Raw genomic sequence first — 15,306 nt, forward strand, 5'->3', positions numbered from 1 at the left:
GACCCTACGCACTGCGCGGCCACACCCCACGAAGGAGTGGTCTTCTTCACGCAGTGCGAGCACGGAATGCGATCAACGCACTACTCTTGGTGAACATGAAAATTGCTTTCGTCGGGAAGGGCGGCAGTGGCAAGACCACCCTGTCGTCGCTCTTCATCCGCCATCTCGCCGCCTCCGGGGCCCCCGTCGTCGCCGTGGACGCCGACATCAACCAGCATCTGGGGCCGGCGCTCGGCCTGGAGGAGACGGAGGCCGCGGCCCTCCCCGCGATGGGTGAGCGGCTGCCCCTCATCAAGGACTACCTGCGCGGTACGAATCCGCGCATCGCCTCCGCCGAGACGATGATCAAGACGACTCCGCCCGGCCAGGGGTCGCGGCTGCTGCGGGTCGACGAGTCCAACCCCGTGTACGACGCCTGCGCGCGGCCGGTGGAACTCGACGGCGGCACGATCCGTTTGATGGTCACCGGCCCGTTCACCGAGGCCGATCTGGGAGTCGCCTGCTACCACTCCAAGACCGGCGCGGTGGAGCTCTGCCTGAACCACCTCGTCGACGGCCCCGGCGAGTACGTCGTGGTGGACATGACGGCCGGCTCCGACTCCTTCGCCTCCGGTCTCTTCACCCGTTTCGACATCACGTTCCTCGTCGCCGAGCCGACCCGGAAGGGGGTATCCGTCTACCGCCAGTACAAGGAGTACGCCCAGGACTTCGGCGTCACCCTCAAGGTCGTCGGCAACAAGGTGCAGGGCCAGGACGACATCGACTTCCTGCGCGCGGAAGTCGGCGACGACCTCTTGGTGACGGTCGGGCACTCCGACTGGGTGCGCGCCATGGAGAAGGGCCGGCCGCCCCGGTTCGAGCTCCTGGAGGAGACCAACCGGCACGCGCTGTCCTGCCTGAGGACCGCCGCCGACGCCACGTACGGGCTGCGCGACCCGGACCGGTACACGCGCCAGATGGTGCACTTCCACCTGAAGAACGCGGCCAGTTGGGGTAACTCCAGGACCGGGGCGGACCTCACGGAGCAGGTCGACCCCGGCTTCGTGCTCGGTGGGAGCCCGTTGGCCACGGCCTGAGCGGCCGGGCGGCCCCGGCTCCTCCGGGGAGGAGCCAGGGGGCCGGTCCGGACCGGTGCGCCGCTACTGCTTGAGGGCCGGCGCGCCGGGGACGCCCTTGGGGGCCGGGGCGGGGCTTCCGGAGAGGAAGGACGCCCAGCCCTGCTTCGGAGCCTCACCGACCGTGAGGCCGCGCAGCTTGGCGACGGTGGCCGGGTCCTGGGCGTCCAACCAGTCGGCGAGTTGCCGGAAGGAGACGCAGCGGACCTCGGCCTTGGTGCAGACGCGCTCGACGACCTCGTCGACGGCACGCATGTAGTTGCGTCCGTTCCAGGACTCGAAGTGGTTGCCGATCACCAGCGGCGCGCGGTTCCCGTCGTAGGCGCGGTCGAAGCCCTTGAGCAGGCCGTCACGCATCTGGTCGCCCCAGAGCCGCTGCTTGTCGGGGTCGCCCTGGGTCTGGGTGCCCGACTGGTTGACCATGAAGTTGTAGTCCATGGTGAGCTGCTCGTAGGAGTGGCCGGGGAAGGGCACGAGCTGCATCGACAGATCCCACAGGCCCTCCTTCTTCTGCGGCCAGAGCTGGTCGTTGACGCCACTGGTGTCGTATCGGAAGCCCAGTTGGTGGGCGGCCTTCATGAAGTTCTGCCGGCCCTCCAGACAAGGGGTGCGGGCGCCGATGAGTTCCTTGTCGTAGTCGAAGGGCAGTGCCGATTCCTTCTTCAGGCCCGTGTTCGTCTTCCAGGACTTCACGAACGACTTCGCCTGGGCGATCTCGCTCTTCCAGTCCGCGACCGACCACTGGCCGACCCCGCCCTCGGTGCCGCAGAAGTGGCCGTTGAAGTGGGTGCCGATCTCGTTGCCCTCCAGCCACGCGCCGCGCAGCTGCTTCACGGTGTCCTCGATGCCCTGCTGGTCGTTGAAGCCGATCTCCGAGCTGCCGGCCGAGTGCTGCGGCGGGCGGTACAGGTCCCGCTTGTCCTCCGGCAGCATGTACACGCCGCTGAGGAAGTACGTCATCGTGGCGTTGTTGGCCTTGGAGACCTTCCGGAAGTGGGAGAAGAGCTTCTGGCTGTCCTCGCCGGCACCGTCCCAGGAGAAGACCACGAACTGCGGCGGCTTCTGGCCGGGCTTCAGCCGCTCGGGCCGGGGCAGGTGCGGCTGCGCCCCGGTGTACGAGGTGGAGCCGTCGCCGATCAGACGGACCGCGGTCTTGGGGGCGGGCGCGCCCTCCGCCTTCTTCACGGTGTGCGTGGCGTGAGAAGGGGGGGTACCGCCCGCGCAACCGGCGAGCGCCGTGGCGCAGGCCGCGGCGAGTGCTACACCCGCGGCGATCCTCTGGGTGGCGGCCATCTCCGCCCTCCTTTTCCTCGGTCGGTCAACCCTGGTCAGGGCGTCTCGTGGCTGGTGTGCAGCTGTGGGGCGACAGCGCCGCCAAGGTTTCACGGGACCGAGAAGGAATAAGTACGACAAGCCGATCAAAAGCTCGCTTCACTCCAGAGGGTGATTTACTGCCCCATTTGCGCCGATTTACCGCATGAGCCCTTTACCCTGCATTACGATCCGTTTACCGAGCGTTGAAAATCCCGCCGCTGCACGCCGTGACCCACGGCCGCGACCCGCCCCCCGCCGCAATCGGACGGGGGATCACCTGTCCCGCGACCGCGCTGCCCCGGAGGAGACGGGAACATGTCTGCCTGCGTCCCCACTCGCGCCGCCGACCCCACTCGGCCCGCGCACACCCACCAGCCCCACAGCCCCCCACCGCCCCCGCCCCCGCCCCGCCGATTCCGCATCGAGAGCGCGGACCTGTCGGCCTCGATCGCGGTCTTTCTGATCGCCCTCCCGTTGTCCCTCGGCATCGCCCTCGCCACCGGCGCACCGCTCCAGGCCGGCCTCGTCGCCGCCGCCGTCGGCGGACTCGTGGCCGGGCGCATCGGCGGCTCGGCACTCCAGGTGAGCGGCCCCGCCGCCGGCCTGACGGTCGTCACCGCCGAGCTGATCCACCACTACGGCTGGCGCGCGACCTGCGGCATCACCGTGCTCGCCGGCATCACCCAACTCGGCCTCGGCTGCCTGCGCGTCGCGCGGACGGCACTGGCGGTCAGTCCCGCGATCGTGCACGGCATGCTCGCCGGCATCGGCGTCACCATCGCCGTCGCCCAACTGCACATCGTGCTCGGAGGCGTGCCGCAGAGCTCCGTCCTCGCCAACCTCGTCGGCCTGCCGGACCAGGTCGCGCGCATGCAGCCCGCCGCGGTGTCCATGAGCGTGCTGACGCTGGTGCTGCTGTTCGCCTGGCCGCGCCTGCCCGGGCGCACCGGCCGACTGCTGCGCAAGGTGCCCGCCGCCCTGGTCGCCGTCGCCGGCGCCACGGCGACCGCCTCGCTCGCCGGACTGACCCTGCCCAGGGTCGACCTCCCGTCTTGGAGCAGCCACGCGCTGGCCGGACTCCCCGAGGGTCCGGTGCTCGGCGTCGCCGCGGCCGTCCTCACCGTGACCCTGGTGTGCAGCGTGCAGTCACTGCTCGGTGCCGTCGCGGTGGACAAGCTGGTGAGCGCCCGACCGGAACTCCAGGCCCGCGTGGGCCGTTCCGCCCTCGACAGGGAACTGCTCGGCCAGGGCGCCGCCAACGTCGTCTCCGGCGCGCTCGGCGGACTGCCGGTCGCCGGCGTCGCCGTCCGCAGTTCCGCGAATGTCCAAGCAGGCGCCGTGAGCCGGAACTCCACGATGCTGCACGGCGTTTTCGTAGTAGTTGCCGCGCTGCTGATGGTCCCGATCCTGGAGCTGATCCCCCTCGCATCGCTCGCCGCCCTGGTGATGGCCGTCGGCATCCAGATGGTGTCCCTGCACCACATCCGCACGGTCACCCGCCACCGTGAAGTGCTGGTCTACGCCGTCACCACGCTCGGCGTCGTGTTCCTCGGGGTCCTCGAGGGCGTGGCGCTGGGAGTCGCCGTGGCCGTCGGTGTCGCCCTGCACCGCCTCACCCGCACCCGCATCACGCACGAAGAGAGGGAGGGAGTCCATCACGTCCGCGTACGAGGGCAGTTGACGTTCCTGGCGGTGCCGCGCCTCAGCCGCGCCCTCCATCTCATCCCTCGCGGGGCCGACACCGTCGTGGAGTTGGACGGCTCGTTCATGGACCACGCGGCGTTCGAGTCGCTGCAGGACTGGCAGAACGCGCACAGTGCCCAGGGCGGCACGGTGGAGATCACCGGGCGGGCCGGGACCCGGATCGCCGAGCCGGCCGACTCCGCGCACTGCCGCTGCCGCCCCTGGACGCCATGGCGGAACCATCACTGCGAGGATCCCAGCGCCATGGGACCCGCCTCCTCCGGCGCCCCGTCCGGCGGGCGCGACGAGGAGACCCGTGAACCCCGGCCGAGTGGGCACCAACTGGCGCGCGGCATCAGCGCGTTCCAGCGGAACACCGCCCCGCTGGTGCGCGAGGAGCTGGCCCGACTCGCGCGGGAGGGACAGCGACCCTCCCAACTGTTCCTGACGTGCGCCGACTCCCGACTCGTCACGTCGATGATCACCTCCAGTGGTCCGGGTGACCTGTTCGTCGTGCGGAACGTGGGCAACCTCGTGCCGTTGCCCGGCGAGGAGAGCGGGGACGACTCGGTGGCCGCCGCCATCGAGTACGCCGTGGACGTGCTCAAGGTGCGGTCCATCACCGTGTGCGGGCACTCCGGATGCGGAGCCATGCAGGCGCTGCTGGCGTCGGAGCCCGGAGGGGCTCTCACGCCGTTGAAGCGGTGGCTGCGGCACGGGCGGCCGAGCGTGGAGCGGATGGCCGACGAGGGGCGCACGACGCCGCGCCTCACCGGGCGGGCGCCCGCTGACACGGTCGAGCAGCTCTGCCTGACCAATGTGGTGCAGCAGTTGGAGCACCTGCGGGCGCACGACTCCGTCGCGCGGGCGCTCAACGAGGGCGCTCTCGAGCTGCACGGGATGTACTTCCACGTCGGCGAGGCCCAGGCGTATCTGCTGGCCGACGACGAGGCCGAGCTGTTCGGTCACGTGGGCACGGCGGACGATCTGCGTCACCCGGCGTGAGGTGCGGTGGTGCGCGGCCCTGGTCGACGGGGCCGCGCACCACGTCTGATGCCTGACGCCGTCTCCCTTTCCCCTTTCCCCTTCGTCGTCCGCACCGCCCGTTCTTCCTCCCCTCCCCCTTCCGCTCCCCTCCCCCCTTCCGCCTCCGAGTCCCCTCGACGACCCGTCCGGTCGAGGGGAGGGACGGCGATGCCGGGCGGGGTGGCGCGTGAACCCGGTGTCCGCCTCGTCCGTGCATCTGGGTGTGGCCCCGCCTGCCGGGGCGTCGGGCCTCGTGTGATCTTGTGGGGGCCGGCCGGGCCGCACCCCGTGGCGAGGACGCGCCACAGGGCCGACGGGCCGGAGCGGCGACGGATGATAGGTCTAAACCAATTTGGGGTCGACCCTTGTCATCGGGCCCCCCGGTCTGATGAGCTGTGGCCTGGGACACAACGGACACCCTGGGAAAGGGAGATGTCGTGAGCAACGAAAGCCTGGCCAACCTGCTGAAGGAAGAGCGCAGGTTCGCGCCGCCCGCCGACCTGGCGGCGAACGCCAATGTCACCGCGGAGGCGTATGAGCAGGCCAAGGCTGACAGGCTCGGCTTCTGGGCCGAGCAGGCCCGCCGGCTGACCTGGGCCACCGAGCCGACCGAGACGCTGGACTGGTCGAACCCGCCGTTCGCGAAGTGGTTCGCCGACGGCAAGCTGAACGTCGCGTACAACTGCGTGGACCGGCACGTCGAGGCCGGCAACGGCGACCGTGTCGCCATCCACTTCGAGGGCGAGCCCGGCGACAGCCGCGCGATCACCTACGCCGAGCTGAAGGACGAGGTCAGCCGCGCCGCGAACGCGCTGACCGAACTCGGCATCGGCAAGGGCGACCGGGTCGCCGTCTACCTGCCGATGATCCCCGAGGCCGTCGTCGCGATGCTGGCCTGCGCCCGCATCGGCGCCGCGCACTCGGTGGTCTTCGGCGGCTTCTCCGCCGACGCGATCGCCGCCCGCATCAAGGACGCCGACGCGAAGCTGGTCATCACCGCGGACGGCGGCTACCGCCGCGGCAAGCCCTCCGCGCTCAAGCCCGCCGTCGACGACGCCGTCAGCCGGGCCGACGGCGTCGACAAGGTGCTGGTGGTGCGCCGTACGGGCGAGGACGTCGCCTGGACCGAGGGCCGCGACGTGTGGTGGCACGACATCGTCGCCAGGCAGTCGGCCGAGCACACGCCGGAAGCCTTCGACGCCGAGCATCCCCTGTTCATCCTCTACACCTCGGGGACGACGGGTAAGCCCAAGGGCATCCTGCACACCTCCGGCGGCTACCTCACCCAGGCCAGCTACACGCACCACGCGGTCTTCGACCTCAAGCCCGAGACGGACGTGTACTGGTGCACGGCCGACATCGGCTGGGTCACCGGACACTCGTACATCACCTACGGGCCGCTCTCCAACGGCGCGACGCAGGTCATCTACGAGGGCACCCCGGACACCCCGCACCAGGGCCGGTTCTGGGAGATCGTCCAGAAGTACGGCGTGACGATCCTCTACACCGCGCCCACCGCGATCCGCACGTTCATGAAGTGGGGCGACGACATCCCCGCGAAGTTCGACCTGTCCTCGCTGCGGGTCCTCGGCTCGGTCGGTGAACCGATCAACCCCGAGGCCTGGATGTGGTACCGCAAGCACATCGGCGCCGACACCACGCCCATCGTCGACACCTGGTGGCAGACCGAGACCGGCGCCATGATGATCTCCCCGCTGCCCGGCGTCACCGACACCAAGCCCGGCTCCGCACAGCGCGCGCTGCCCGGCATCGCCGCGACCGTCGTGGACGACGAGGCCAACGAGGTACCCGACGGCGGTGGCGGCTACCTGGTCCTGACCGAGCCGTGGCCCTCTATGCTGCGCACCATCTGGGGCGACGACCAGCGCTTCCTCGACACCTACTGGTCGCGCTTCGAGGGCAAGTACTTCGCCGGTGACGGCGCCAAGAAGGACGACGACGGCGACATCTGGCTGCTGGGCCGCGTCGACGACGTGATGCTCGTGTCCGGACACAACATCTCGACCACCGAGGTCGAATCCGCCCTCGTCTCCCACCCCTCGGTCGCCGAGGCCGCCGTCGTGGGCGCCGCGGACGAGACCACCGGACAGGCCATCGTCGCCTTCGTCATCCTGCGCGGCACCGCGACCGCCGAGGACGAAGGACTCGTCGCCGACCTGCGCAACCACGTCGGCACCACCCTCGGCGCCATCGCCAAGCCCAAGCGGGTCCTCCCGGTCGCCGAACTGCCCAAGACGCGCTCCGGCAAGATCATGCGCCGCCTGCTCCGCGACGTCGCCGAGAACCGGGCCGTGGGCGATGTCACCACCCTCGCCGACTCCACGGTGATGGACCTCATCCAGGCCAAGCTGCCCGCCGCGCCCAGCGAGGACTGACGCGGCACCGTTCCCGCACGGCCGCCCGGAGGGGTGGCGGAGCATCCGGTTTCCGGGCTCCGCCACCCCTCCGCGGTTTCCGGCGCCTCCGGCTGCGTTCGAGCGGCTCCGGCTCGACCGAGAAGCACCGCCGGCTCGGTTCCGGATACCCGAGCGCGATCAGGGGTACCAGCGCGGCGTCACGCCACTCCGTGTCCGATTTCCCCGTAATGTGAAGACACCCGGTGCCGACCCGGGCCGTACGGTGGGTACCGTAGGCAAAACGTCAAAGACGCGACAAGATCCATCATGGTGTGCCGGGAAGTCTGGTCGGCGAGTGCTCAGTCCTGCCTGCCGACCGGAGGTCCTCACCGTGACCGCGCCCCGCACCACCGCCCGTAAGTTCTTCGGACGGATGTCCCTGCCCGAACGCAACTTCGTCGCGGACGCGTTGCGCGCCGAGACCGTCGGCGGTGTCCTCCTGCTGATCTCGGCGGTCGCCGCACTGATCTGGGCCAACACCCTGCAGGACAGCTACGCGAGCGTCTCGCACTTCCACTTCGGACCCGCCGCCCTCGGACTCGACCTGTCCGTGGCGCACTGGGCGGCCGACGGTCTGCTCGCCGTGTTCTTCTTCGTCGCCGGAATCGAGCTGAAGCGCGAACTCGTCGCCGGGGACCTGCGCGACCCCAAGGCCGCGCTGCTGCCCGTGGTCGCCGCCGTCTGCGGCATGGCCGTACCCGCGGTCGTCTACGCCCTGACCAACGTGGTCGGCGGCGGCTCCCTCGACGGCTGGGCCGTCCCCACCGCCACCGACATCGCCTTCGCGCTCGCCGTACTCGCCGTCATCGGGACGTCGTTGCCGTCCGCGCTGCGCGCCTTCCTGCTCACCCTCGCCGTCGTCGACGACCTCTTCGCGATCCTGATCATCGCCGTCTTCTTCACCGACTCCATCAACCTCCCGGCACTCGGCGGGGCCGTCGTCGGTCTCGGCGTCTTCTGGCTGCTGCTGCGCAAGGGCGTCCGCGGCTGGTACATCTACGTCCCGCTCGCCCTCGTCATCTGGGGGCTGATGTACAACAGCGGCATCCACGCCACCATCGCCGGCGTCGCGATGGGCCTGATGCTGCGCTGTCACCCGCTCGAAGGCGAGGACCACTCCCCCGGCGAGCACATCGAACACCTGGTGCGCCCGGTGTCGGCAGGCCTGGCAGTGCCCCTGTTCGCCCTGTTCAGCGCGGGCGTCCAGATCTCCGGCGGAGCCATCGGCGACGTCTTCACCCGGCCCGAGACCCTGGGCGTCGTGCTCGGACTCGTCGTCGGCAAGGCCGTCGGCATCTTCGGCGGTACGTGGCTGACGGCCCGGTTCACCCGGGCCTCGCTCAGCGACGAACTCGAATGGGCCGACGTCGCCGCCGTCGCCACCCTCGCCGGCATCGGCTTCACCGTCTCGCTGCTCATCGGCGAACTCGCCTTCGTCGGCAACACCTCCCTCACCGACGAGACGAAGGCGGCCGTACTGATCGGCTCGCTCATCGCGGCCGTGCTCGCCACGGCGCTCCTGAAGATAAGGAACGCCAAGTACCGTGCGCTGTGCGAGGCGGAGGAGCGCGACGAGGACCTCGACGGCATCCCCGACATCTACGAACAGGACAACCCGGCGTACCACCTGCGCATGGCCGAGATCTACGAGCGGAAGGCCGCGGAACACCGCAGGCTTGCCGAAGTGGCGGGTGGGGCAGGCGAGGGGAACGACCGTCCGGCATGATCTGACAGGACGGCACAAACACATGCAGAAGAGGGAGATCGCGATGAGTGCACCCGACGGCAGCCCGGTCGGCGCCGAACGCAGCATCGGCCAGCTGTTCGCCTCGGCGACGACCGAGATGTCCGCGCTGGTGCACGACGAGATCGCGCTGGCGAAGGCGCAGCTCAAGCAGGACGTCAAACGCGGCGCGGCCAGTGGCGGCGCGTTCTCGGCGGCCATCGGGGTGCTGATCTTCTCCCTGCCGATGCTCAGCTTCGCCCTCGCCTACGGCATCCGGACCTGGAGCGACTGGAACCTCGCGATCTGCTTCCTGCTGTCGTTCGCGGCGAACGTACTGGTCGCGGCCGTTCTCGCACTGATCGGTCTGTTCTTCGCGAAGAAGGTCAAGAAGAGCCAGGGCCCGCAGAAGGTGGCCGCCTCCGTGAAGGAGACGGCGGGTGTCCTGCCGAACGCCAAGCCGCACCCCCGGCCCGCGCCGGTCGAGGACGCCGTCAAGGCTGTGGCACGCTCGTCCTCATGACGGACCCCGCCACACCTTCGGCCCAACCCGCTTCCGCCGTTCGGATCGACCTCCCCGGCGGACGCGCGGTGACCCATCGGGACGTGGCCGCCAACGGCGCGCGCTTCCACATCGCCGAGGTCGGCGACGGGCCGCTCGTCCTGCTGCTGCACGGCTTCCCGCAGTTCTGGTGGACGTGGCGGCACCAGCTGGGAGAGCTCGCCGACGCCGGGTTCCGGGCGGTGGCCATGGACCTGCGGGGCGTCGGCGGCAGTGACCGCACCCCGCGCGGTTACGACCCCGCCAACCTCGCCCTCGACATCACCGGGGTCATCCGGTCCCTGGGCGAGCCCGACGCCGCGCTGGTCGGGCACGACCTGGGCGGCTACCTGGCGTGGACCGCGGCCGTCATGCGGCCCAAGCTGGTCCGCCGGCTCGCCGTGTCGTCGATGCCGCATCCGCGCCGCTGGCGGTCCGCGATGCTCTCCGACGTCCGGCAGAGCGCGGCGGGCTCCTACATCTGGGGGTTCCAGCGTCCCTGGATCCCCGAGCGCCAACTGGTCGCCGACGAGGGCGCCCTGGTGGGCCGTCTGGTCCGGGAGTGGTCGGGCCCGCGGCAGCCGGACGACGACGCCGTGAACATCTACCGCCGGGCCATGTGCATCCCGTCGACCGCGCACTGCTCCGTCGAGCCGTATCGCTGGATGGTGCGCTCCATGGCCCGCCCGGACGGCATCCAGTTCAACCGGCGCATGAAGCGGCCGGTGCGGGTACCGACCCTGCATCTGCACGGCTCGCTCGATCCGGTGATGCGCACGCGCAGTGCGGCCGGCTCGGGCCAGTACGTCGAAGCGCCCTACCGCTGGCGGCTGTTCGACGGGCTCGGGCACTTCCCGCACGAGGAGGACCCGGTCGCGTTCTCCACCGAACTGATCAACTGGCTGAAGGATCCGGAACCCGATCGGTGACCCTCGATCAGCCCTCCGAAACCGTCCGAACACGGCCCGTATCTCTCCTCCACGGGCGGACGGTGAACACCTGTTCCTCGAACAGCCAATTGCCTGCCGCATAGGCCAATTGGGGGCTGCGGGCGAGGTTATGGACCTTGGGGCCCGGGCAGACGTCGGGGTATGGGCTGGACGCACGACTACAGTGACGCAGCACGCAATCGCCGCTCGGCCTCGGGTCTGAGCTCCCATCAGAGGGGCACCCCGCAGCTGACGGGTGCCGATCCTCGCGTGGGGATTCCGCACATTCTGCGCCGCCGGGCCCGCTGGGTCTCGGTACGGCTCCGCCATCCCCGCGGCTGACGCCCCGACCGTCGGTCAGAGCGCGCAGCTGTCGCTGTCCACCTGCTGATTGGCCGTCCGCCCCTTGGCGATGTCCTTCTGGATCTCGTCCGCGGTGAGCGCGTAGCCGGTGTCGGCGTCGTCGAGCGACTTCGCGAAGACCACTCCGTACACCTTGCCCTCGGGTGTCAGCAGCGGTCCGCCGGAGTTGCCCTGACGGACCGTCGCGTACAGCGAGTACACGTCACGGCGCACCGTCTTGCGGTGGTAGATGTCCGGCCCGTTGGCCGTGATGCGGCCCCGCACGCGCGCCGGCTGCACGTTGTACGAGCCGTTCTGCGGGAAGCCCGCCACGATCGCGCTGTCCCCGCTGCTCGCGTCCTCGGTGCTGAACCGCAGCGCGGGCGCCTTCAGGTCCGGCACGTCGAGGACGGCGATGTCGCGCTCCCAGTCGTACAGGACGACCTTGGCCTCGTACTTCCGGCCCTCGCCGCCTATCTGGACCGTCGGCTCGTCGACCCCGCCGACCACGTGGGCGTTGGTCATCACCCGGCGGTCACCGAAGACGAATCCGGTGCCTTCGAGGACCTTGCCGCAGCTCTGGGCGGTGCCCATCACCTTGACGATGGAGCGCTGCGAGCGGGCGGCGACGGGGCTGGCGGCGAGCGCGGGATCCGGCGGCCGGACCTCTGTGATGGGTTCGTTGGCGAAGGGGCTGAAGACCTGCGGGAAGCCGTTCTGCGCGAGGACCGAGGAGAAGTCGGCGAACCAGGTGTTGGCCTGCGAGGGCAGCGCCCGCGACACGCCGAGGAGCACCTTGGAGCTGCGGACCTCCTTGCCGAGCGTCGGCAGCGTCGTGCCCGCGAGGGCCGAGCCGATCAGCCAGGCCACCAGGAGCATCGCCAGGACGTTCACGAGGGCGCCGCCCGTCGCGTCCAGGGCGCGGGCCGGGGACCAGGTGATGTACCGGCGGAGCTTGTTGCCGAGGTGGGTGGTGAGCGCCTGGCCGACGGAGGCGCAGACGATGACGACGACCACCGCGACGACGGCCGCGCTCGTGCTCACCTTGCTGTCCTCGGTCGCCCAGCCCCAGATCACCGGGAGGAGATAGACGGCGACGAGGCCGCCGCCCAGGAAGCCGATCACCGACAGGATGCCGACGACGAAGCCCTGGCGATAGCCCACGATCGCGAACCACACGGCGGCGACCAGCAACAGGATGTCCAGCACATTCACGGAGGTCACCTTGTCATGCGCGCCAGTCGAGCGGGACCTGCTTCTCGCGGTCCCACGGGCGCTCCCAGCCCGCGTAGTGCAGGATCTTGTCGATCACTCCGGCCGTGAAGCCCCAGACCAGGGCCGATTCGACCAGAAATGCGGGGCCTCGGTGTCCGCTGGGGTGCACGGTGGTCGCACGGTTGGCCGGGTCCGTGAGATCCGCCACGGGGACCGTGAAGACGCGGGCCGTCTCGCCCGGGTCGACGACTCCGACCGGCGTCGGCCGGCGCCACCACCCGAGGACCGGGGTCACCACGAAGTGGCTCACCGGGATGTAGAGCTTGGGCAGGACGCCGAAGAGCTGGACACCGCTCGGGTCGAGGCCGGTCTCCTCCTCCGCCTCGCGCAGGGCGGCGCGCAGCGGGCCCTCGCCCGCCGGGTCGCCGTCCTCGGGGTCGAGGGCGCCGCCGGGGAACGACGGCTGCCCGGCGTGCGATCTGAGCGTGCCGGCGCGCTCCATGAGGAGCAGCTCCGGGCCGCGCGCGCCCTCGCCGAACAGGATGAGCACGGCGGACTGCCGCCCCGTGCCGTTCGTCGGCGGCAGGAAGCGGCTCAGCTGGAGCGGTTCGACCGTCTCCGCGGCGTGCGCGACCGGATCCAGCCAGTCGGGCAGCCCGTCCTTGGAGACCTGCACCTGTCCGCCCTGCGTGTTGCTCGCGTCCCGCGTGTTGCCCGTGCGCGTCATCGCCACCCCCGTTCTGCTGTTCCCAACGCCCGCCGGGGCCGTGTTCGTTCCGTCATCCGGCGCCCAGTGGGGGTGCGGGGATGCCTCCCGCGTCCAGATAGGACTGCGGGGGGTTGAGCCGCTGGCCGGGGAAGCCGCCCTTCTCGTACTTCAGGAGCTTCCTGGCCTTCTCCGGATCGGTCTCGCCCTCCCCGTACGCCGGGCAGAGCGGGGCGATGGGGCAGGCGCCGCAGGCCGGCTTGCGAGCATGGCAGATGCGGCGGCCGTGGAAGATCACGTGGTGCGACAGCATCGTCCACTCGCCCTTCGGGAAGAGCGCGCCGACGGCCGCCTCGATCTTGTCCGGCTCGGTCTGCTCGGTCCACTTCCAGCGCCGCACCAGCCGCTGGAAGTGGGTGTCCACCGTGATGCCGGGTCGTCCGAACGCGTTGCCGAGCACGACGAAGGCGGTCTTGCGGCCCACTCCGGGCAGCTTGACGAGGTCTTCGAGGCGTCCGGGCACCTCGCCCCCGAAGTCGTCCCGGAGGGCCTTGGAGAGCCCTATGACCGACTTGGTCTTGGCCCGGAAGAACCCGGTCGGGCGCAGGATCTCCTCGACCTCCTCGGCGTTGGCCTCGGCGAGGTCCTCGGGGGTCGGGTACTTGGCGAACAGCGCCGGGGTCGTCTGGTTCACCCGGAGGTCGGTGGTCTGCGCGGACAGCACCGTGGCCACGATCAGCTGGAAGGGGTTCTGGAAGTCCAGCTCCGGGTGGGCGTACGGATACACCTCGGCGAGCTCGCGGTTGATCCTGCGCGCCCGGCGGACGAGAGCGGTGTGCGACTCGTCGCGCGGCGGCTCGGCGACGGAGGGCTGCCCGGGCGGGGCCTTCTTGACGGCGGTCTTCTTGACGGCGGTCTTCTTGGCCGCCACCTTCACGGGCGCGCTCTTCTTGGCCGCGGTCTTGGTGCCGTCGCTGCTCGCGGGCGCCGTTCGCTTGGCCGCGGCCTTCACGGGCGCCGTCTTCTTGGCCGCGGCTTTGGCGGGCGCAGCCTTCTTGGAGACGGACTTCTTGGCGGCGGCCGCCGGAGACGCGGCCCTCTTGCCGGTGGCGCTCCGCGCGGGAGCGGCCTTCCCGGAGACATCCTCCACAGGAGCACCCTTCTTGGAGACCGCCTTCTTGGAGGCTGTCTTAGTGGCCGTCACCTTCTTGACGGCCTCTTTCGCCGGTGTCGAGCCTGCCGCTTTTGTCGGCTCTTTGGTTCCGTCGGGGACCTGTTCGCCCACAGCGGAATCGCGACGTACAACCATCCGCCCAGCCCCCTTGGCCTGTGCTCTCACCGGCGATTTGGACACCCGGCCAGCCTAGAGCCCGGCACCGACATCCGCCCCGGACCCTGAAGATCGGCCCCCAATTGGCCCCCTGCCGCACTCGTTGGGACGCCAGTGCGGCAGACTTGTGACTGATCACACTGTTTGGACCGTCCGGCAAGATGGGGAACACGGTCCCCTGGTACCAAGGGGGAACAAGATCCCCTGAGCAGGTCGACAAGGAGAGAACTCGTGGACGACGTTCTGCGGCGCGCCCCGCTCTTCGCGGCGCTCGATGACGAGCAGGCCGCGGAGCTCCGCGCCTCCATGAGTGAGGTGACGCTCGCGCGCGGCGATGCTCTCTTCCATGAAGGGGACCCCGGAGACCGCCTGTACGTGGTCACCGAGGGCAAGGTGAAGCTGCACCGCACCTCCCCCGACGGACGCGAGAACATGCTGGCCGTTCTCGGCCCCGGTGAGCTGATCGGCGAGCTGTCGCTGTTCGACCCGGGCCCGCGTACGGCGACCGCCAGCGCCCTCACCGAGGTCAAGCTGCTCGGCCTCGGCCACGGCGACCTCCAGCCCTGGCTCAACGCACGCCCCGAGGTGGCCGCCGCCCTGCTGCGCGCTGTCGCCCGGCGTCTGCGCAAGACCAACGACCAGATGTCCGACCTGGTCTTCTCGGACGTGCCCGGCCGTGTCGCACGCGCCCTCCTCGACCTCTCGCGCCGCTTCGGCGTGCAGTCGGAAGAGGGCATCCACGTGGTGCACGACCTCACGCAGGAGGAGTTGGCCCAGCTGGTCGGCGCCTCCCGGGAGACCGTCAACAAGGCGCTCGCCGACTTCGCGGGCCGTGGCTGGCTCCGCCTGGAGGCCCGCGCGGTGATCCTGCTCGACGTGGAGCGGCTCGCCAAGCGCTCGCGCTGACACCTTCGCCCGTACGTCGACGGGGCCCGGTCTCTTCCCGAGACCGGGCCCCGTCGGCG

Annotated in this window: 12 protein-coding genes; 8 read left to right on the forward strand and 4 right to left on the reverse strand. The window is 70.3% G+C overall.

From position 1 onward, the window contains the following. The first annotated feature begins 95 nt into the window (after positions 1-95). Positions 96-1,076: an ATP-binding protein gene (locus tag OG406_RS19205; RefSeq protein ID WP_329186853.1), complete on the forward strand. Its 981-nt coding sequence runs from the start codon at positions 96-98 to the stop codon at positions 1,074-1,076. A gap of 63 nt (positions 1,077-1,139) precedes the next feature. Here the strand turns inward: OG406_RS19205 and OG406_RS19210 are convergent, their stop codons facing one another. Continuing rightward, positions 1,140-2,408, reverse strand: coding sequence for a hypothetical protein (locus OG406_RS19210; RefSeq protein ID WP_266615350.1), 1,269 nt, complete (start codon positions 2,406-2,408; stop codon positions 1,140-1,142). A 336-nt stretch (positions 2,409-2,744) separates the two neighbouring features. On the opposite strand from OG406_RS19210, the gene OG406_RS19215 reads away from it, so the two are divergent. The 6 genes from OG406_RS19215 (at position 2,745) to OG406_RS19240 (ending at position 11,090) form a co-directional block, all read left to right on the forward strand. Then, positions 2,745-5,117, forward strand: coding sequence for a SulP family inorganic anion transporter (locus OG406_RS19215; protein WP_329186855.1), 2,373 nt, complete (start codon positions 2,745-2,747; stop codon positions 5,115-5,117). 416 nt (positions 5,118-5,533) lie between these two features. Further along, positions 5,534-7,534, forward strand: a complete 2,001-nt coding sequence (gene acs / locus OG406_RS19220) for an acetate--CoA ligase (RefSeq protein ID WP_329186857.1) — start codon at positions 5,534-5,536, stop codon at positions 7,532-7,534. Positions 7,535-7,886: 352 nt separating this feature from the next. Next, entirely contained in the window at positions 7,887-9,281 is a 1,395-nt protein-coding gene (nhaA, locus tag OG406_RS19225; protein WP_329186858.1) for a Na+/H+ antiporter NhaA, read from the forward strand. A gap of 43 nt (positions 9,282-9,324) precedes the next feature. Beyond that, positions 9,325-9,801 carry a phage holin family protein gene (locus OG406_RS19230; protein ID WP_267051431.1) on the forward strand — a complete coding sequence of 159 codons (477 nt, stop codon included), beginning with the start codon at positions 9,325-9,327 and terminating at the stop codon, positions 9,799-9,801. Continuing rightward, positions 9,798-10,748 (forward strand): alpha/beta fold hydrolase, encoded by a 951-nt coding sequence (locus OG406_RS19235; RefSeq protein ID WP_266847632.1) that lies wholly within the window; start codon positions 9,798-9,800, stop codon positions 10,746-10,748. Before OG406_RS19230 ends, OG406_RS19235 begins: the two co-directional genes overlap by 4 nt. Before the next feature lie 162 nt (positions 10,749-10,910). After that, positions 10,911-11,090, forward strand: a complete 180-nt coding sequence (locus OG406_RS19240; protein ID WP_081218523.1) for a hypothetical protein — start codon at positions 10,911-10,913, stop codon at positions 11,088-11,090. Positions 11,091-11,105: 15 nt separating this feature from the next. Here the strand turns inward: OG406_RS19240 and OG406_RS19245 are convergent, their stop codons facing one another. From OG406_RS19245 to nth, 3 genes are read right to left on the reverse strand one after another with little or no spacing between them, the layout of a single operon-like run. Continuing rightward, on the reverse strand, positions 11,106-12,305 hold the full coding sequence (locus OG406_RS19245; RefSeq protein ID WP_081221706.1) for a MarP family serine protease: 1,200 nt from the start codon (positions 12,303-12,305) through the stop codon (positions 11,106-11,108). Positions 12,306-12,318: 13 nt separating this feature from the next. Further along, positions 12,319-13,032: an NUDIX hydrolase gene (locus OG406_RS19250; RefSeq protein WP_164372863.1), complete on the reverse strand. Its 714-nt coding sequence runs from the start codon at positions 13,030-13,032 to the stop codon at positions 12,319-12,321. Between the two features lie 52 nt (positions 13,033-13,084). Next, positions 13,085-14,215 carry an endonuclease III gene (gene nth / locus OG406_RS19255; protein ID WP_329186864.1) on the reverse strand — a complete coding sequence of 377 codons (1,131 nt, stop codon included), beginning with the start codon at positions 14,213-14,215 and terminating at the stop codon, positions 13,085-13,087. A gap of 357 nt (positions 14,216-14,572) precedes the next feature. On the opposite strand from nth, the gene OG406_RS19260 reads away from it, so the two are divergent. Beyond that, positions 14,573-15,247, forward strand: a complete 675-nt coding sequence (locus OG406_RS19260) for a Crp/Fnr family transcriptional regulator (RefSeq protein ID WP_016642758.1) — start codon at positions 14,573-14,575, stop codon at positions 15,245-15,247. Positions 15,248-15,306: the final 59 nt, after the last annotated feature.

The sequence above is a fragment of the Streptomyces sp. NBC_01428 genome, assembly GCF_036231965.1.
Taxonomy (GTDB): Bacteria; Actinomycetota; Actinomycetes; order Streptomycetales; family Streptomycetaceae; genus Streptomyces.